This window comes from Streptomyces sp. NPDC079020 (genome assembly GCF_044542225.1).
Taxonomy (GTDB): Bacteria; Actinomycetota; Actinomycetes; order Streptomycetales; family Streptomycetaceae; genus Streptomyces.
Genome location: NZ_JBITUB010000002.1, coordinates 619,816 through 635,034, shown reverse-complemented (window position 1 = coordinate 635,034; position 15,219 = coordinate 619,816). Strand labels below are relative to the sequence as shown.

Genomic DNA, 15,219 nt, shown 5'->3' with positions numbered 1-15,219 from the left:
AGGGATGTGCCCCGTTGCTGATCTTGGGAAGTGATCGGCGTGATCGATACCGAGGACGACTGCGCCGAGTGGACCTTTCCGGCGGCACCCGGTTCCGTACGCAGCGCCCGGCACGCGGTCCGCGACGCGCTGCGCACCTGGGGACTCGACGCGGCTTTCGGTGATGTGACCGTGCTGCTCGTCAGTGAGCTGGTGACCAATTCCCTGCGGTACGCCTCCGGCCCCATCGGCGTACGGCTGGTGCGGCCGTACCCGGACGGGGAGGCCGGCGGGGCGATCGGCGGGGCGGCCGGTATGTCGGACGGCTCCGGCGGAAACGGTCGCGAAGGCGTTGGTGAGAGGGGTTCCGGGCGTGCCGACGGCTCCCCGCCCGCCCCCCACGGACTGCTCGTGGAAGTCTCCGATCCGCTTCCGGATCCACCCACCGAACGCAGTGCGGGCCCCGAGGACGAAGGGGGCAGGGGACTGCAGCTCGTGGCTTGTTCCGCCTGCCGCTGGGGGACCCGGCGCGGAAAGACCGGCAAGACCGTGTGGTTCGAGCTGGCTCTCCCTGGTTAGGAGAGGGGAGGGACGCACAGCGATCACCGGAGGTCGGGCAGCACCTGGCTGAAAGGGACTGAGACCTTGCTGTGATCGTGAACGCCGTGTCGGACGGGGCCGTAGTGCTGAATACTGCGGGCAGGACCGGTCCGGTGTGTGAGCTGGAGGGGACGGTCGCGTGAGCGAAATACCTGGGACAGCGGGCGACGTCGTGTGGCAGAGCAGCCCGCCTGGCTCGATCTATGACTACATCAGGGTCGCCTCCTTCTCGATCGGACCCGACGGGTTGATCGAGCAGTGGAGCTGGCGGGCCGCCGGTCTTTTCGGCATGGCCTCGCGCGAGGCGGTCGGCAGGGATCCGGTCGACGTGTTCATGCCCGCCGAGCTGCGCTCGGAGGGACACCGGCGGGTCGGCGAGATCCTCGACGGCAAGGAGTGGACGGGCCTCGTCCCGTTCCGGATGCCGGGTGAGGGCGGTGCCCACGGGCTCGCCGAGATCTATGTCATGCCGAGTCTGACGGCGGAGGGCGAACGGGGCGCGCTCTGTATCGTCGTGGACGTACGGGCGCTGCGCCGCATCGAGACGGATCTTGCCGCCTCACAAGCCATATTCGGCCAATCTCCCTTCGCCTTTGTGCTGTTCGGCACGGACTTCACCGTCGTACGGGCCAACCAGCGGTTCGCGACGGTCTTCGGCGGAGCCGCGGACGACCACCGGGGCCGGACGGTGGACGACTATCTGGCCGGGCCCGAGGCCGAACGGCTCTCGGCCACCCTCAAGCGGGTCCTGGACACCGGCGAATCCGTCACCGACCTCCAGCTGATCGGTACCGCACCCGGCGAGTCCGGCAGCCGGCACTGGTCCATGAACCTCTACCGGGTGCACAGCGGGTCGGGCCGGCCCGTGGGGATCGCCGGGCTGGCCACCGATGTCACCCGCCGGCACATAGCCGCCCGCGAGGCGGCCAGCGCCCGGCGCAATCTCGCCCTTCTCAACGAGGCGAGTGTCCGGATCGGGAACTCACTGGACCTGGAGACCACCGCCCGCGAACTCCTCGACGTCGCCGTCCCCGGCTTCTGCGACCTCGCCTCCGTCGACCTGTACCAAGGGCTGCTCTCCGGCGAGGAGGCCCCGCCCGGCAGCTGGGGCTCACCGCACGGCGAGTCCGGCGGCTCGGCCGAACTGCGCAGGGTGGCCCATGCGAGCGCCGTCGCCGACGCCATGCCCACCGCGGCGGCCGGACCCGGCACCGCGTGCGGCACCGGGGCGGACGGCCTGCCGCCCGCACTCGGCTCGGTCCACAGCTTCCCCTTCGGCTCCCCCTGCGCCGTCGCCCTGCGCACCGGCCACGTCGAGGACGTACCCGGCGACGGCCTCGGCTTCGTCCAGTCGACGCTCGCCGTGCCGATGGTCGCCCACGACACCGTCGTCGGCCTCGTCCAGTTCTCCCGTACGAAGGGCAGCGAACCCTTCGGGGAGCGGGACCGGGCACTGGCCACCGAACTCGCCGCCCGCGCCGCCGTCTGCATCGACAACGCCCGCCTCTACCGCCGCGAGCACGAGCGCGCGCTGATCCTGCAGCGCAGCCTCCTCCCGCCCGGCGACCCGGAGGCCGCGGGGCTGGACATCGCCTGCCGCTATCTGCCCGGCAACACCGCCACCGAGGTCGGCGGCGACTGGTTCGACGTGATCGAGCTGCCCGGACACCGCACGGCCCTGGTCGTCGGGGACGTCATGGGCCGCGGACTGCGGGCCGCCGTCGCCATGGGCGAACTCCGCACCGCGGTGCGCACCCTGGCCCTGCTCGACCTGGAACCCGCCGAGGTGCTCGCCGCCCTGGACGAGGTCGCCCGGGGCCTCGGCACCCCCGGCGCCTCCGGACCCGGCCGGGGCGGAGGCGCCCAGTGGCCCTCCCGGGCCGCCCACAAGTCCCGCGAGGCGGACCTGTCCGAGGTCTACCTGGCGACCTGCGTCTACGCCGTCTACGACCCGGTCACCCGGCGGGCCACCTTCGCCAACGCCGGCCACCTCCCCCCGGTGGTGGCCGAGCCGGGCCGGCCCGCCGCGATGCTCGACGTCCCGCCCGGGATGCCGCTGGGCGTCGGCGGCGAGCCCTTCGAGGAGGTCGAGGTGGAGCTGAAGGAGGGCGCCCTGCTCGCTCTCTACACGGACGGCCTGGTCGAGTCCCGGGACCATCCGCTCGACGAGGGACTCCAGGCGTTCCGCGACGCCCTCACCGCGCCGGACCAAGCGCTGGAGGATGTCTGCGACCACGTCCTGAGCACGCTGGACACCCGGCACGGCGAGGACGACATCGCCCTGCTGATGGCCCGTGTCCAGGGGCTTGCGGTGGACGCGGTCGGCGAATGGCGGCTGCCTCCCGAGCCCCGCTCCGTGGGCCGCGCCCGTGAACTGGCCCGCTCCCAGCTGCTCGCCTGGGACCTCGACGACCTGGTCGACACGACCGAACTCCTCGTCAGCGAACTGGTCACCAACGCCCTGCGCTACGGCGAGGGCGAGATCCGGATCAGGCTGCTGCGCGACCGTACGCTGGTGTGCGAGGTATGGGACGCGGGGCTCGTCCAGCCCCGGCGGCGCCGCGCCCGGGACACCGACGAGGGCGGCCGCGGGCTGCAGCTCGTCGGACTGCTCAGCGCCGCCTGGGGGTCCCGGCGGACCCCGCGCGGCAAGACCGTCTGGTTCGAACTGCCCCTGCCCGACGGCGAACGGCCCGCCGAGCTCTCGGTGGAGCAGCTGCTGAGCATGTACTGAACCCGGGCGGCGGGCCGGCCGGCCCCGCTACGAGGCCGTCTTCAGGGCCGCGAGCCGCGCCTCCACCTCGACGCTCTCGCCCAGACCGTCCAGCTGCTCGAACTGCGCGTCCAGCGAAGAGGCCGCGAGTTCCTGCTTGCCCAGGGCCTTCGCCTCCTCACGCCGGACCTTGTCCTCGAAGCGGCTCAGCTCGCTCGTCGGGTCGAGCACGTCGATGTTCTTGACGGCGTCCATCATCCGGTTCTGCGCCTGCGCGGACTTGGCGCGGGCGACCAGCTCGTCGCGCTTGGACATCAGCTCCGTGAGCTTGTTCCTCATCCGGTCCAGCCCGGACTTGAGCTTGTCCACCACCTCCGTCTGCGAGGCGATGGTCGGTTCCGCCGCCTTCGCCTCCTGCTCCGCCCGGAGCTGGCGGCCCAGCGCGACCTTGGCCAGCTTGTCGAACTTGTCGGCGTCGGCCGCCGAGCCCGCCGCCCGCAGCTCGTCCGCCTTCCGGCTGGCCGCGAGGGCCTTCCCGCCCCACTCCGCCGCCGCGTCGACGTCCTCCCGGTGGTCCTGCTCCATCAGCCGCAGGTTGCCGATGGTGGCGGCCACCGCCTGCTCGGCCTCCGCGATGTTGTTCGTGTAGTCCCGGATCAGCTGGTCCAGCATCTTCTGCGGGTCCTCCGCCTGGTCGATCAGGGCGTTGATGTTGGCCTTCGCCAGCTGAGTGACGCGGCCGAGGACGGTCTGCTTGGTCATGGCACTGCTCCTTCGACGACGAACGGAGGACGGGAGGGGGCAAAGGGGAGACGCGGGGGACACGGGGGAGAGACGCGCGGGAAGCGGGGTGCGGCGGGAAGGCGTCAGAAGCGGCCCCCGCCGCCCCGCCGGCCACGGGTTCCCCCGCCGCCGAAACTGCCCGGTCCGCCGAGCGAGCCGCCCCCGAGGCCCCCGCCGCCCATGCCGCCCCCGCCCAGCAGCCCGCCGAGGAGGATGCCGCCGAGCACCGCGCCGCCCATGCCGCCCCCGCCCGACCGGGCACCGCCGCCCGGACCCTGCGGGCCGTCGAAGCCGCGTACGTCCTGTTCGGCCAGGCTCCGCGCCTGCCCGGCCAGTGCGTCCGCCCGCTGTGCCTCGGCCAGTGCGCCCTGGGCGTCGTCCGCGGCGGACAGCTCCCGGGCCCGTTCCCAGCGCCGCTGGGCCTCCGCCAGCCGGGTGCGGGCCTGGCTGCCGACCGCGCCCCGGTTCGTGGTGATGTAGTCCGCCGCCGCCGCGATGGCGGAGCGGGCGGTGAGCATCGCCTGATCGAGGAGCGAACGGGCCCGGCGGTCGCCCCGGTCCCGCTCGCGGGCCCCGGCCAGCGCCCTGTCCAGCGCGGTGTCCGCCTCCTCCACCCGGCGCAGCGCCTCGACGGGGTCGTGACGTCCGGCGGCCACCTCTTCCCGTACGCCACTGAGCACCGTCTCGGCGCGGGAGATCCGGCCGCGCAGGTCCGCGGTCGAGACCCCTGCGGAGGTGCCCTCCAGCAGGCCTCCCGCGTCCGCCAGGTCCGTCTCCGTCTCGGTGAGCGCGGCCGGGAGCCGGTCCGCCGCCTCGGCCAGCTCCGCGGCCCGCCGGTCCACGGCGTCGGCCAGGGTGGCTGCCTGCCCGACCGCGCCCTCGGCGGCCCGTACGTAGACCGCCGCCCTGGCGTTGTCGCCGTCGTCGACCGCCTGGCGGGCCTGGTTGAGGCCGGAGGTGGCGAAGACGAGCCGGTCCTTGGCCTGTTCGAGGCCGGCCGCCGCGGGAGCGGTGGCGGATTCGGCGTACCGGGCGCGCATACCGCTCAGCGTCGCCTCCGCCGCGGTGACCCGTCCGGTGAGCTCGCGGAAGGTGGTCTCGACCGCGGCCAGGGCCTGCGGAGCGGTGCGTTCCAGGGCGCGCAGCCGGTCGAAGTCCTCGGACACCGTGTCGAGTCCCTCGTTGGCGGCCGTGCAGCGGCCGATGATCTCGTCGAGCATCCGGCGGCGCGTCGCGTCGTCCTCGGGGAAGGCGTCGTCGAGCTGCTGGCGCAGCCGGAACGCGGCCGTCAGCTCGGTCTTCGCCCGGGTGACGGCCTCGGTGAAGGGTGCGGCGGCCTCCTCGCCGAACTGGGCGGTGGCGAATCCGAGTTCCTCCTCGCTGGTGCGCACCGCGTCATCGGTGTCCACCAGCACGCCCTTGGCCTGTGCGTCGAGTTCGGGGAGCGGGACCGACGGCTCGGGCCCACGTCCCGCGCCGCCCCACCCGCTCGCGGCGGGGGTGGTGCGGGACGACATGCGCCGCTTGCGCCGGGTGTACGCGTAGGCGGCGACCACGCCCGCGCCGCCGAGAAGGGCCACGGGCAGGACGAGGTCCCCGGCGCTGCTGGAGTCGGAGCCGCCCGTCCCGGGGTCGGCGGGGCCCGGTGTGAGGGCCGGCACCGGCACCGGCTGCCCGGCCAGGACGGCGGAGTAGCCGTTGGCCGCCCCGATGGCGGCGCCGGCCCAGTCGTTCTCCCGGAGGGCGGGCTCGATCGCGGTGCCCGCCACGTCCCGGAGCTGGGAGTCGGTGAGCCGGGAGCCCGCGTCGACGGTGTAGGCGTACTGCCGGTCGTGGGTGGCGACGGAGAGCAGCACGTCCTCCTGGCCCAGACCGTTGCGGTTGGCGGTCTCGTCGGCCCAGGTCTGCGCGGACCGGCCGGAGAAGTCGCGCACGTACACGACGAAGAGCTGGACGCGCCGGTCGGCGAAGAGCTGGTCGAGGGCCGCCTTCACCTGTGGCTCGCGGTCGCCGAGCGCCCCCACCAGGTCGGTGATCTGCCCGTCGCGGGAGAGTGTGACCGGGTCCTCGGCACGGGCGGTCACGGCGGGGGACAGGGCCGGCCAGCACACCGCCAGCAGCGCGGCGAGCAGGGCCCTGACGAGTATGGGGCTCCGGGTACGGCTCACGGGCGGCATCACATTTGTGAGGCTATGTCCACCCTCGGTGACCCGCTACCCGGCATGGACCGCGGGGGCCGGCGACGCCGGTGGCCCCCGCGGTCCGCGCACCGTCAGATGGAGAAACGCTCCTTGGCGAGCAGCGGACGCACCCGGGAGCGGAAGCCGCCGGTCCGGAACGGTGTCTGGAGCAGACCGGGACGGATCGCCTGGGCCAGCGCCGCCGCGATCATGCCCTGGTCGAGGGCGAGCATGAAGTCGCTGACCCGGCCGGTTCCGACGTTCACCGAGTCCCGGAAGCCGTATCCGTCGTGGTAGGCGCCGAAGTCCCGGTCCAGCGCGTGCAGGTTGGCCACCGCCTCCTGCGGGGCGTACGGCAGCGCGAGAAACGAGGCGTGCGGCGTGACCACACCGTTGGTGAACGCGGACGCGGGCGGCAGCGGCGCACCGTCGGTCGTGTACGTACGGTCGGTGTTGGAGGCGTAACCGTCCACCTGCATGCCGAGCGCGTCCACGCCGTACTCCTGGTAGCCGCCCTCGGGGATGTTCGAGGGGGAGAACCCCCAGTACCCGTACTCCGCCTCCCGCATGCCGTGGTCGATCTGGCTCCGCACGTACCGCTGGTGGTTGCGGCCCCAGGACCGGGGCGACCACTCCGGCTCCGGCACGAACAGCGGGACCATCAGGGCCTCGAACATGGAGCCGCCCCAGGTGGGGACGATCTTCCGGCTGCGGTGGGTGTAGTGCCCCTGCCAGACGCGTACGCCGTCCATGGCGACGTAACCGCCCTGCGGGTACTGCTCCTGGCCGTGCTCGGGAAGCATCGTGCGCAGCAGGTGCCAGTAGTGGTCGCCGGGCAGCGAGCCATCGGCGATGCCCAGGTAGCTGGCCATGCGGGGCTCGGTGTTCAGCGCCCCGTAGTGGTGGCCGGTGGGCTCCTCCGTGTCGGTCCAGAACCCGCCGCGCAGCTGGCCGGGGCCCGCGACCGGATCGGCCGGGTCGTACGGCGTGTAGTAGTACGACCAGTCCGCGTCCGCGAGGATCCGCGCGATGCGGGGGCGCAGGGAGGGCGCGGCGTCGGCGGCGATCCGCAGTCCGGTGACCAGCCAGGCGTTGTCGACCGAGGAGAGGAACGGGCGGACGGGGTCGCCGGTGCCGGGCCACCGGGTCAGTACCGAACCGTCGTGCGCGTCGTACCAGTTGAGCCAGAAGCCGTGGTGGCGCTCCAGCTTCCCGACGGCGGAGACGGTGTGCGCCAGCCTGCGGCGCATCGTGGTCTCGCTGATCACCCCGAGTCCGGCGGCGGCGACGGTCGACCACAGTCCGCAGCCGATGTTGGTGGGCGAGGTCTGGCGCGACTGCGCGGGGGCGTCGGGGCCGCTGAGGTCGATCTTGTCCGTGGCGAGACCGAAGTCGGTCGTCATCGCCTCGATCGACCGGTAGGTGTCCCGGAACCAGCGCAGCAGCTGCCGGTCGTCGGCGGAGTACGGGGAGTGCGCGCCGCGGCCGGCTCCGGCCATGGCCCCCGCGGTGCGGGCGGGCGGGGACGCGGCGGTGGCGGAGTGCGCCGTTACGGCTCCGAGGGAGAGGGCGGCGGCCCCCGTTCCCGCGGCGGTGACGAATGTGCGACGGTCCATGAAGGTCCAGCTCCCGGTGGCAGAAGGGGAAGGGGGAATTTCGTGGCGTGCTCGGTGCCGCTGCCGCGGCGTGGGCTGTGTCGGAACGACGGCGGCAGCGGCTGTGGGTGTCACATGACATGACGCGGCGCGGGGCGACGCGACGTGCCGGAGGGCGGGACGGCCCGGTTGTCCGGGACGCCCCGGATGCGCGTGGGCGGCCGGAGCTGTGGGCTCCGGCCGCACCGGACGGCGAACGGCGGTAGCGGGGCACGGCGCGCCGAACGCCTGGGTGGTGCGGGAGCCGGCGGCCGTCAGGTGCGCCGGCTCCCGCACCGGAGGGAGCCGTCAGGTGGCTCCCCGTCCGTGGGGTGGTGCCGGAGCCTGCCGGGGTGACCTCCGGTCGAGGGTCACCCGGCAGGCTCTCAGCCGGTGATGCGCGGGAGGGTGCGGGTGCGGCCCATCTCGCCCAGCCAGACGGCGGACGGCTTCGGCAGCCGCTCGAAGGTCTCGGGGTCCCAGCCGATCAGGCCGAAGGTGGGCTTGTAGGAGCCCCACTCGTAGTTGTCGAGCGCGCTCCACGCCAGGTAGCCCTGGATGTTGAGGCCGTCCTCCAGCGCGGAGGCGACCTCGTTCAGAGCGCCGGTGTAGTAGTCGACCCGACGGGTGTCGGCATCGGTCGCGATGCCGTTCTCCGTGACGATCAGCGCGACGCCGTTGCCGAGGATGCCGGCGGTGTGGCGCAGGGCGTGGCCGACGGCGGAGGGGTAGTACTCCCACTGGGTCAGCGTGCGCTCGACGTCGTCCGCGGTCGGGATCGGGCCCTCGGGGCCGATCTTGGTGCGGGTGTAGGACTGGACACCGATCCAGTCGTCGCCGCGGGAGGCCTCGATGAAGATGTCCTCGCGCGGGTACCGGTAGGCGGCGGTGACGTCCTCGGCGCCCGGGAGCGCCTGGTAGACCTGGTTGGCGATGGTCCAGCCGACCTGGATGCCGGCGTCGATCGCCCGGACTTCCTTGACGGCCGCGTGGTGGGCGGCGATGACGGCCTGGGTGGTCTCGTCGTCCGGGGTCGGCAGACCGGCGGGCGGGAAGCCGATGTCCCCGCGCTTGGCCTGGCCGGCCATCACGGCGATCATGTTCGGCTCGTTGATGGTGCAGACGTGGCTGACGCCCTCGGAGATCACCGGTGCGCAGGCCGCGACGTAGCGGGCGAAGAGCTCGACCGCGCCCTCGGCCGTCCAGCCGCCGCGCGCCTCGAACCACTGCGGCACGGTGAAGTGGTGCAGGGTGATCATCGGGCGCAGACCGCGCGCGACGGCGCCTTCGACCATGCGCCGGTAGTGGGCGAGCTCGGCCCGGGAGAACTGGCCCTCGGCGGGCTCGATCCGCGCCCACTCGATGGAGAAGCGGTAGTCCGTGAAGCCGAGTCCGGCCAGGACGTCCATGTCCTCGTTCCAGCGGTGGTAGCTGTCACAGGCGTCCAGGCTGGGCTCCTGGATGTGGGTGCCGGTGGAGTGTTCCTTGACCCACCAGTCGCTGTTGGTGTTGTTGCCCTCGATCTGGTGGGCGGCCGTGGAGGCACCCCACAGGAAGCCTTCGGGGAACGGGACCGTGGTGTGAGTCATGGCGAGATGTCCTTCTGCTGCGTAAGGGGTGTGGCCGTGGGGGTGTGCGGGGCACGGCCTCGTACGTGTCCGGGCTGCCCGGCGGGGGCGGCCGGGCGGGCTACTTCATGCCCGCCGTGGCGATGCCCTGGGTGAAGTGCCGCTGCAGTGCGATGAAGAGGATCAGCACCGGCAGCACGACCAGGAACGCTCCGGCCATCAGCATGCCGTTGGAGCCACCGGCCTTGTTCGGGTCCGTGGCGAACGTCGCCAGGGCGACCGGGAGCGTGTACTTGTCGGGATCGTTGGTCGCGATCAGCGGCCAGACGAAGTTGTTCCAGGAACCGAGGAAGGTGAAGATCGAGAGCGTCGCGAGGGCAGGCTTCACCAGCGGCATCACGATCCGCCAGAAGATGTACCACTCACCGGCGCCGTCCATCCGGGCCGCTTCCAGCAGCTCGTCCGGGATCGACTGCATGAACTGCCGCATCAGGAAGACCCCGAAGGCTCCGGCGGCGAACGGCAGCACCAGACCCGCGTACGAGTCGATCAGCTGGAGCTTGCTCATCAGCACGAAGAGCGGCAGCAGCATCAGGTTGCCGGGGACCATCAGAGCGCCGAGGACCAGACCGAAGATCTTGTTCTTGCCGACGAAGTTCAGCTTGGCCAGCGCGTACCCCATCATCGAGCAGAACACCAGGTTCGCGACGGTGACCAGCACCGCGACGATCACGGAGTTCATGAAGTACAGCGGCAGGTTCAGCTCGTCGAGCAGCTGCCGGAAGTTCTCCAGCGTCCACTCGGTCGGAATCCACACCGGCGGGCTGGCCGACAGCTCACTCTGCGTCTTGAAGGCGGAGAGCCCCATCCAGAGGAAGGGCGCGGACATGACCAGCAGTCCGACCGACAGCAGGACGTAGACGAGCGGGCGCTTCAGATTCCGCTTCCGCTTCGGTACGGAGGTCTGCTCGGGCTTCTTCGACGGCGCCGTCCGCACGGCACCGGGTGCATTGGCGCTCATTTGGTGTTGTCCTTCAGCAGTCGGAGCTGGAGCACCGTGATGCCCATGATCACTACGAAGAGGACATACGCCATGGCGCTCGCATAGCCCATGTGGAAGAAGTTGAAGCCTTCGCGGTACATGTTCAGCGAGACGGTGAGGGTGGAGTCGGAGGGGCCGCCCTGGGTCATCACGAACGGCTCCTCGAACACATTGAGGTAGCCGATGGTGGTGATCACCGTGGCGTACAGCAGCGTGGGCCGCAGCAGGGGCACCGTGATGCCTCTGAACTCCTGCCAGACCCCGGCGCCGTCGAGCTTCGCGGCCTCCCGGACCTCGGTGGGAATGGCCTGCAGGCCCGCGATGAAGAGCACCATGACCGTGCCGACGTTGCGCCAGACCGCCATCGCGATCATCGAGGGCATGGCGAGCGTCTCGGAACCGAGGAAGTCGGGTGAGGTGAGGCCCACTTCGGCGAAGAGGCCGGAGATCAGCCCGTCGCTCGGGTCGAGCACGAACCGCCAGACCACGGCGACCGCGACGATGGTGGTGACCACCGGGGCGTAGAAACCGACGCGGAAGAAGGTCCGCGCCCGGTCGATGCCGTTGTTGAGCAGCACCGCGACGACAAGGCCGATACCGATCGTCAGCGGGACTCCGATGACCACGAAGTAGGCCGTGTTGAACAGCGACTTGAGGAACTTCTCGTCGCCGAACAGCTTGACGTAGTTCTCGAAGCCGATGAAGTTCGCTTCCCACGGGCGCGTCACATTGCGCAGCCCGAAGTCCGTGAAGCTCATCACCAGCGTGGCGACGATCGGGAACGCCATGAAGACGGTGAAGAGGACGATGAAGGGGGTGGAGAACAGCCAGCCGGCCGCGTTCTGCACACCCATCGACTTCTTGCGGCCCCGGCGATCCTTGGGCCCGGCGGCCGGGGACTTCGCGGTCCCCGGCCCGGCCGGCACCTTGGCCGGCTGCGCGGCCTTTCCGGTCGTGGTGCTCATGGCTCCTACTTCACGAGGCCTTCGATCTGGGACTGCGCCGTCTTCAGCGCGTCCTCGGCGGAAGCCTTGCCCTGCGTCACCTTCGCGATGGCCTGGTCGACCTTGTCGGTGATCTCCGTCCACTTGGCCATGGACGGCGAGGACTTGGCGGTGTCCATCTGCTTCTTGAAGACCTGGAGGTTGGCGTCGTCGGCGAGCGAGCCGGAGGTCCAGGCCGAGGTGTTGGCCGGGAGGTCCTTGGTGCGCTCGTACCAGTCGGCCTGGCCCTTGGTGTCGGTCAGGTACTTGATGAACTCCGTGGCGGCGGCCTTGTGCTCGCTGTCCTTGGAGATCACCAGGGAGGAGCCGCCGGCCATGGAGACCGAGGACTTGTCCGCCGGGACGTTGGCCACGGTCCACTTGCCCTTGAGCTGGGGCTGGCCCTCGTTCAGGAGGGTCACGTGCCAGGGGCCGCCGAAGAACATCGGGACGCGGCCGTTGCCGAAGTCCTTCACGACGTCGTAGCCGGGCTGCACGGACTTGTTGGAGAGGCCCTTGTCGAAGTACGAGCCGTACTCCTTCAGCGCCTTGACGGCCTCGGGGCTGTCGATGACGGCCTCGCCCTTGTCATTGACGATCTCGCCGCCCGCCGAGTACAGGAAGGAGTAGAAGTTCTGCACCGTGTCCAGGCCGCTCGGCTGGATGGACAGGCCCCACTTGGTACCGGTCTTCTTCTGGTACGCGGTCGCGAGGTCCTGCATCTCCTTCCAGTTGGTCGGAGCCTTGTCGATGCCCGCCTTCTCGGCCAGGTCGGTGCGGTAGTAGAGGACACGGGTGTCGACGTACCACGGCACGCCGTAGGCGGTGCCGTCCACCTCGCCCTGGTTCCAGCCCGACTCGAAGAAGTCCTTCTTGTCGAAGACCTTGGTGTCGACCGGCTCCAGGACACCGAGCTCGGCGAACTCGCCCATGTAGCTGCCGCCCATCTGCGCCACGTCCGGCATGGTGCCGGCGGCGGCCGCGGAGACCAGCTTCTGGTGGGCGACGTCCCAGCCCACCGGGGTCACCTTCACGGTGATGTTCGGGTTGGCCTTCTCGTAGACCTTGGCCACATCGGCGAGCTTCTCGCCCTCGGCCCCCATGGCCCAGACGGTGAGCGTCTGCTTCTTGTCCGCGGCGACGTCGTCGCCGCCGGAGCTGCCGCAAGCGGTGATGCCGAAGGCGAGCGCGACAGCGATGCTGACGGAGGCGGTTCTGGCGGTGCGGGACATGGAGGGCTCCTCCTTGAGCAATCCGAATGTATGCGCTGCCTGTAAGCGCATACATCACTCTGCGCCAGACATTCGGGAATCCGCAAGAGGGTGCTAGGTCACACTCGCGCAACGTGCTCGACACCTGGATGTCCGGCCACTGAACGGTAAACGTACGGTTTGCGGAAAAACAGCTGATGTGACCGATTCCGCTTGTTTGTGGACGTGCCCGAGGGGCCGGTCTACTGTCGCGATCATGTCTACGTACGTACATGACTTCCCCTTCGATCCGGCTTACGGGCGCACGCTCGACGAACTCCTGCGCATACCCGCTCCCGAGGCCCCGGACGACTTCGAGGCGTTCTGGAGGGCCCGGTACGCGGCGGCCCGCGCGGTCGCCACGGAGCCGGAGCTCGGGCCCGTCGAGGAGGAGCGCGACGGCGTCCGCATCCACGGTGTGACGTACACCTCCGTGGGAGGGGTGCGGCTGGGCGGCTGGCTCGCCCTGCCCGTCGAGGGCCCCGCCCGGCACGGCTTCGTCATCGGGCACGGCTACGGCGGCCGTCAGGAGCCCGGCCCCGATGTGCCGCTGCCCCTGCCCCACTCCGCCGCGATCCTGCCGTGCGTACGGGGACAGGGCGGCCGAGGGCGGTGGGAGGGAATCCCGGAGGTGTCCTCCGAGCACGTCCTGCACGGCATCGAATCCCGCGAGACGTACGTCATCGGCGACTGTGTGGCCGACCTCTGGTGCGCCGCCTCGGCCCTCGGCGAACTCGTACCGGAACTGGCGGAGGGGGACGCGCCGCGCCTCGGCTGTCTGGGGGAGAGCTTCGGGGGCGGGCTCGGGGCCCTCGCGCTGCCGTGGGACGACCGCTTCGGTGCCGCGCAGCTCACCGTGCCGACGTTCGGCAACCATCCGCTGCGGCTCACGCTGCCGTGCACCGGAAGCGGGGAATCGGTACGCGCGTACTACCGGGAGCACCCCGAAGTCACCGATGTGCTGCGGTACTTCGACGCGGCGACGGCCGCGGCGCGGGTGGAACGGCCGACCCTCGTGGCCGCCGCGCTCTTCGACCCCTCGGTCCCGCCGCCGGGGCAGTTCGCCGTATACAACGCGCTCGGCGGGGTGCGTGAGCTCCAGGTACTGAGCGCGGGGCATTTCGTGCACGACGGGCAGGCCGCGGAGACGGCGGAGCTGCACGCGAACCGGCGGCGCTTCTTCGCGGAGTGGCTGGGGAAGTAGGCGGCCGGGCGGGGCGGCCGGCCGGGCGGTGGGTCAGCCGCAGCCGCAGCTGGCGCGGCGGGCCATGGACACCGGGAGCTCCAGGGACACCGGAGGGCGGTCGCGGTCGGCTAGGCGCTGCACCAGCAGCTCCACGGCCTGCTCGCCGAGCTGCCGTATCGGCTGCCGCACGGTCGTCAGCGGCGGGCGGACCATCCGGCTGAGCGGAATCCCGTCGAAGCCGGTCACGGCGATGTCCCGCGGCACCCGCACCCCGCGCCGCTCCAGCGCCTGGAGCGCCCCCACCGCCATCTGGTCATTGGCGAACAGCATCGCCTCCGGGCGGGGCAGGCCCGACGCGTCCGCCCGGTCCAGCAGCGCCTCGGCGGTCCGGGCGCCCTCGGCCTGCGTCATCATCCCGGCGCGCAGATCCGGCTCGTCCGGCACCGGCAGCCCGGCCTCCCGGCAGGCCTCCCGGAAGCCGTGGAAGCGCGCGTCGGCGTCCGGCGAGCGCACCTCGCCGCCGATGAACGCGAGCCTGCGCAGTCCGTGGTCCTCGACGAGATGGCGGGCCAGCTCGCGCTCCCCGTCGGCGTTGGCGACCACGATGTGGTCCAGGTGGTCGATCTCGCGCGGCCCGGCGAGCATCACCACGGGCAGCCGGCGCGATATCACTTCCAGGTCCTCGGTCGGTACGGTCTGCGCCAGCACGGCGAAGCCGTCGACCCGTCCCGCGACCTTCGCGACCAGGCTCTCGGGCCCGCCGTCCAGCGAAGCCGCGATCAGGAGCGCGTAACCGTGCCGCCGGGACGCCCGCTCCATGCCCCGGATGATCTGGTCGGAGTAGAGCATGACGGCCTGGTCGTCGTCGGCGTCGTTCATCGCCGCCGCGGATTCGGCGTCCGGGTCCGCGTAGTCGGGAAAACACAGACCGAGGATGCCCGTGGTGCGGCTGGCCAGCCCCCGGGCGCTCCCGCTCGGTACGTAGCCGAGCTCGCGGGCCGCGTCCAGGACCCTTTCGCGGGTCTGGAGGCGTACGGAATCCGGATTCCGGTAGACCCGCGAGACCGTGGCAATGGAGACGCCCGATCGCTCGGCGACGTCGTACACCGTGGGGGCGCTCACTCGACCGACCGTCCGCTTCTGCTTCCGTAGCGACGCGCCTGAGCGTGTGCTGCTGCGTGTGCTGGGTTTGTGCTGGCTTGTCCGGGGTGATGCTGTTCACCCTGGCTTTTGAAAGCGCATTCACCCTAGATCGTGCGCTGTCGCACGGGCAAGACCCATCGATCCGGTGTGCACTGGTT

Annotated in this window: 11 protein-coding genes; 3 read left to right on the top strand and 8 right to left on the bottom strand. The window is 71.2% G+C overall.

From position 1 onward, the window contains the following. Window positions 1–30 precede the first annotated feature (30 nt). Both ACIGJO_RS06750 and ACIGJO_RS06745 read left to right on the top strand, forming a co-directional pair. Complete coding sequence (locus tag ACIGJO_RS06750; RefSeq protein WP_266923408.1) at window positions 31–558, top strand: ATP-binding protein; 528 nt, start codon at window positions 31–33, stop codon at window positions 556–558. A 193-nt stretch (window positions 559–751) separates the two neighbouring features. After that, window positions 752–3,313 (top strand): SpoIIE family protein phosphatase, encoded by a 2,562-nt coding sequence (locus ACIGJO_RS06745; RefSeq protein WP_399953251.1) that lies wholly within the window; start codon window positions 752–754, stop codon window positions 3,311–3,313. 27 nt (window positions 3,314–3,340) lie between these two features. Here the strand turns inward: ACIGJO_RS06745 and ACIGJO_RS06740 are convergent, their stop codons facing one another. From ACIGJO_RS06740 to ACIGJO_RS06710, 7 genes are all read right to left on the bottom strand, one after another. Next, entirely contained in the window at window positions 3,341–4,054 is a 714-nt protein-coding gene (locus ACIGJO_RS06740; protein ID WP_399953039.1) for a PspA/IM30 family protein, read from the bottom strand. Between the two features lie 104 nt (window positions 4,055–4,158). After that, window positions 4,159–6,252 (bottom strand): TPM domain-containing protein, encoded by a 2,094-nt coding sequence (locus ACIGJO_RS06735; protein WP_399953036.1) that lies wholly within the window; start codon window positions 6,250–6,252, stop codon window positions 4,159–4,161. A gap of 95 nt (window positions 6,253–6,347) precedes the next feature. Next, window positions 6,348–7,871 carry a glucoamylase family protein gene (locus ACIGJO_RS06730; RefSeq protein WP_399953034.1) on the bottom strand — a complete coding sequence of 508 codons (1,524 nt, stop codon included), beginning with the start codon at window positions 7,869–7,871 and terminating at the stop codon, window positions 6,348–6,350. 404 nt (window positions 7,872–8,275) lie between these two features. Then, entirely contained in the window at window positions 8,276–9,478 is a 1,203-nt protein-coding gene (locus ACIGJO_RS06725) for a glycoside hydrolase family 1 protein (protein WP_399953031.1), read from the bottom strand. Window positions 9,479–9,578: 100 nt separating this feature from the next. Further along, the gene (locus ACIGJO_RS06720; RefSeq protein WP_266923418.1) at window positions 9,579–10,478 is read right to left on the bottom strand and encodes a carbohydrate ABC transporter permease; all 900 of its coding nucleotides are present in this window, start codon (window positions 10,476–10,478) and stop codon (window positions 9,579–9,581) included. Further along, complete coding sequence (locus ACIGJO_RS06715; RefSeq protein WP_266923419.1) at window positions 10,475–11,464, bottom strand: carbohydrate ABC transporter permease; 990 nt, start codon at window positions 11,462–11,464, stop codon at window positions 10,475–10,477. The genes ACIGJO_RS06720 and ACIGJO_RS06715 overlap by 4 nt, the downstream gene beginning before the upstream one ends. Window positions 11,465–11,469: 5 nt before the next feature. Next, on the bottom strand, window positions 11,470–12,714 hold the full coding sequence (locus ACIGJO_RS06710; protein ID WP_266923421.1) for a sugar ABC transporter substrate-binding protein: 1,245 nt from the start codon (window positions 12,712–12,714) through the stop codon (window positions 11,470–11,472). 235 nt (window positions 12,715–12,949) lie between these two features. Here ACIGJO_RS06710 and ACIGJO_RS06705 point away from each other — a divergent pair, with 235 nt between their 5' ends. After that, entirely contained in the window at window positions 12,950–13,936 is a 987-nt protein-coding gene (locus tag ACIGJO_RS06705; RefSeq protein ID WP_399953026.1) for an acetylxylan esterase, read from the top strand. Window positions 13,937–13,969: 33 nt separating this feature from the next. On the opposite strand, the gene ACIGJO_RS06700 is transcribed toward ACIGJO_RS06705, so the two are convergent. Further along, entirely contained in the window at window positions 13,970–15,040 is a 1,071-nt protein-coding gene (locus ACIGJO_RS06700; RefSeq protein ID WP_266923425.1) for a LacI family DNA-binding transcriptional regulator, read from the bottom strand. Between the last annotated feature and the right edge of the window lie 179 nt (window positions 15,041–15,219).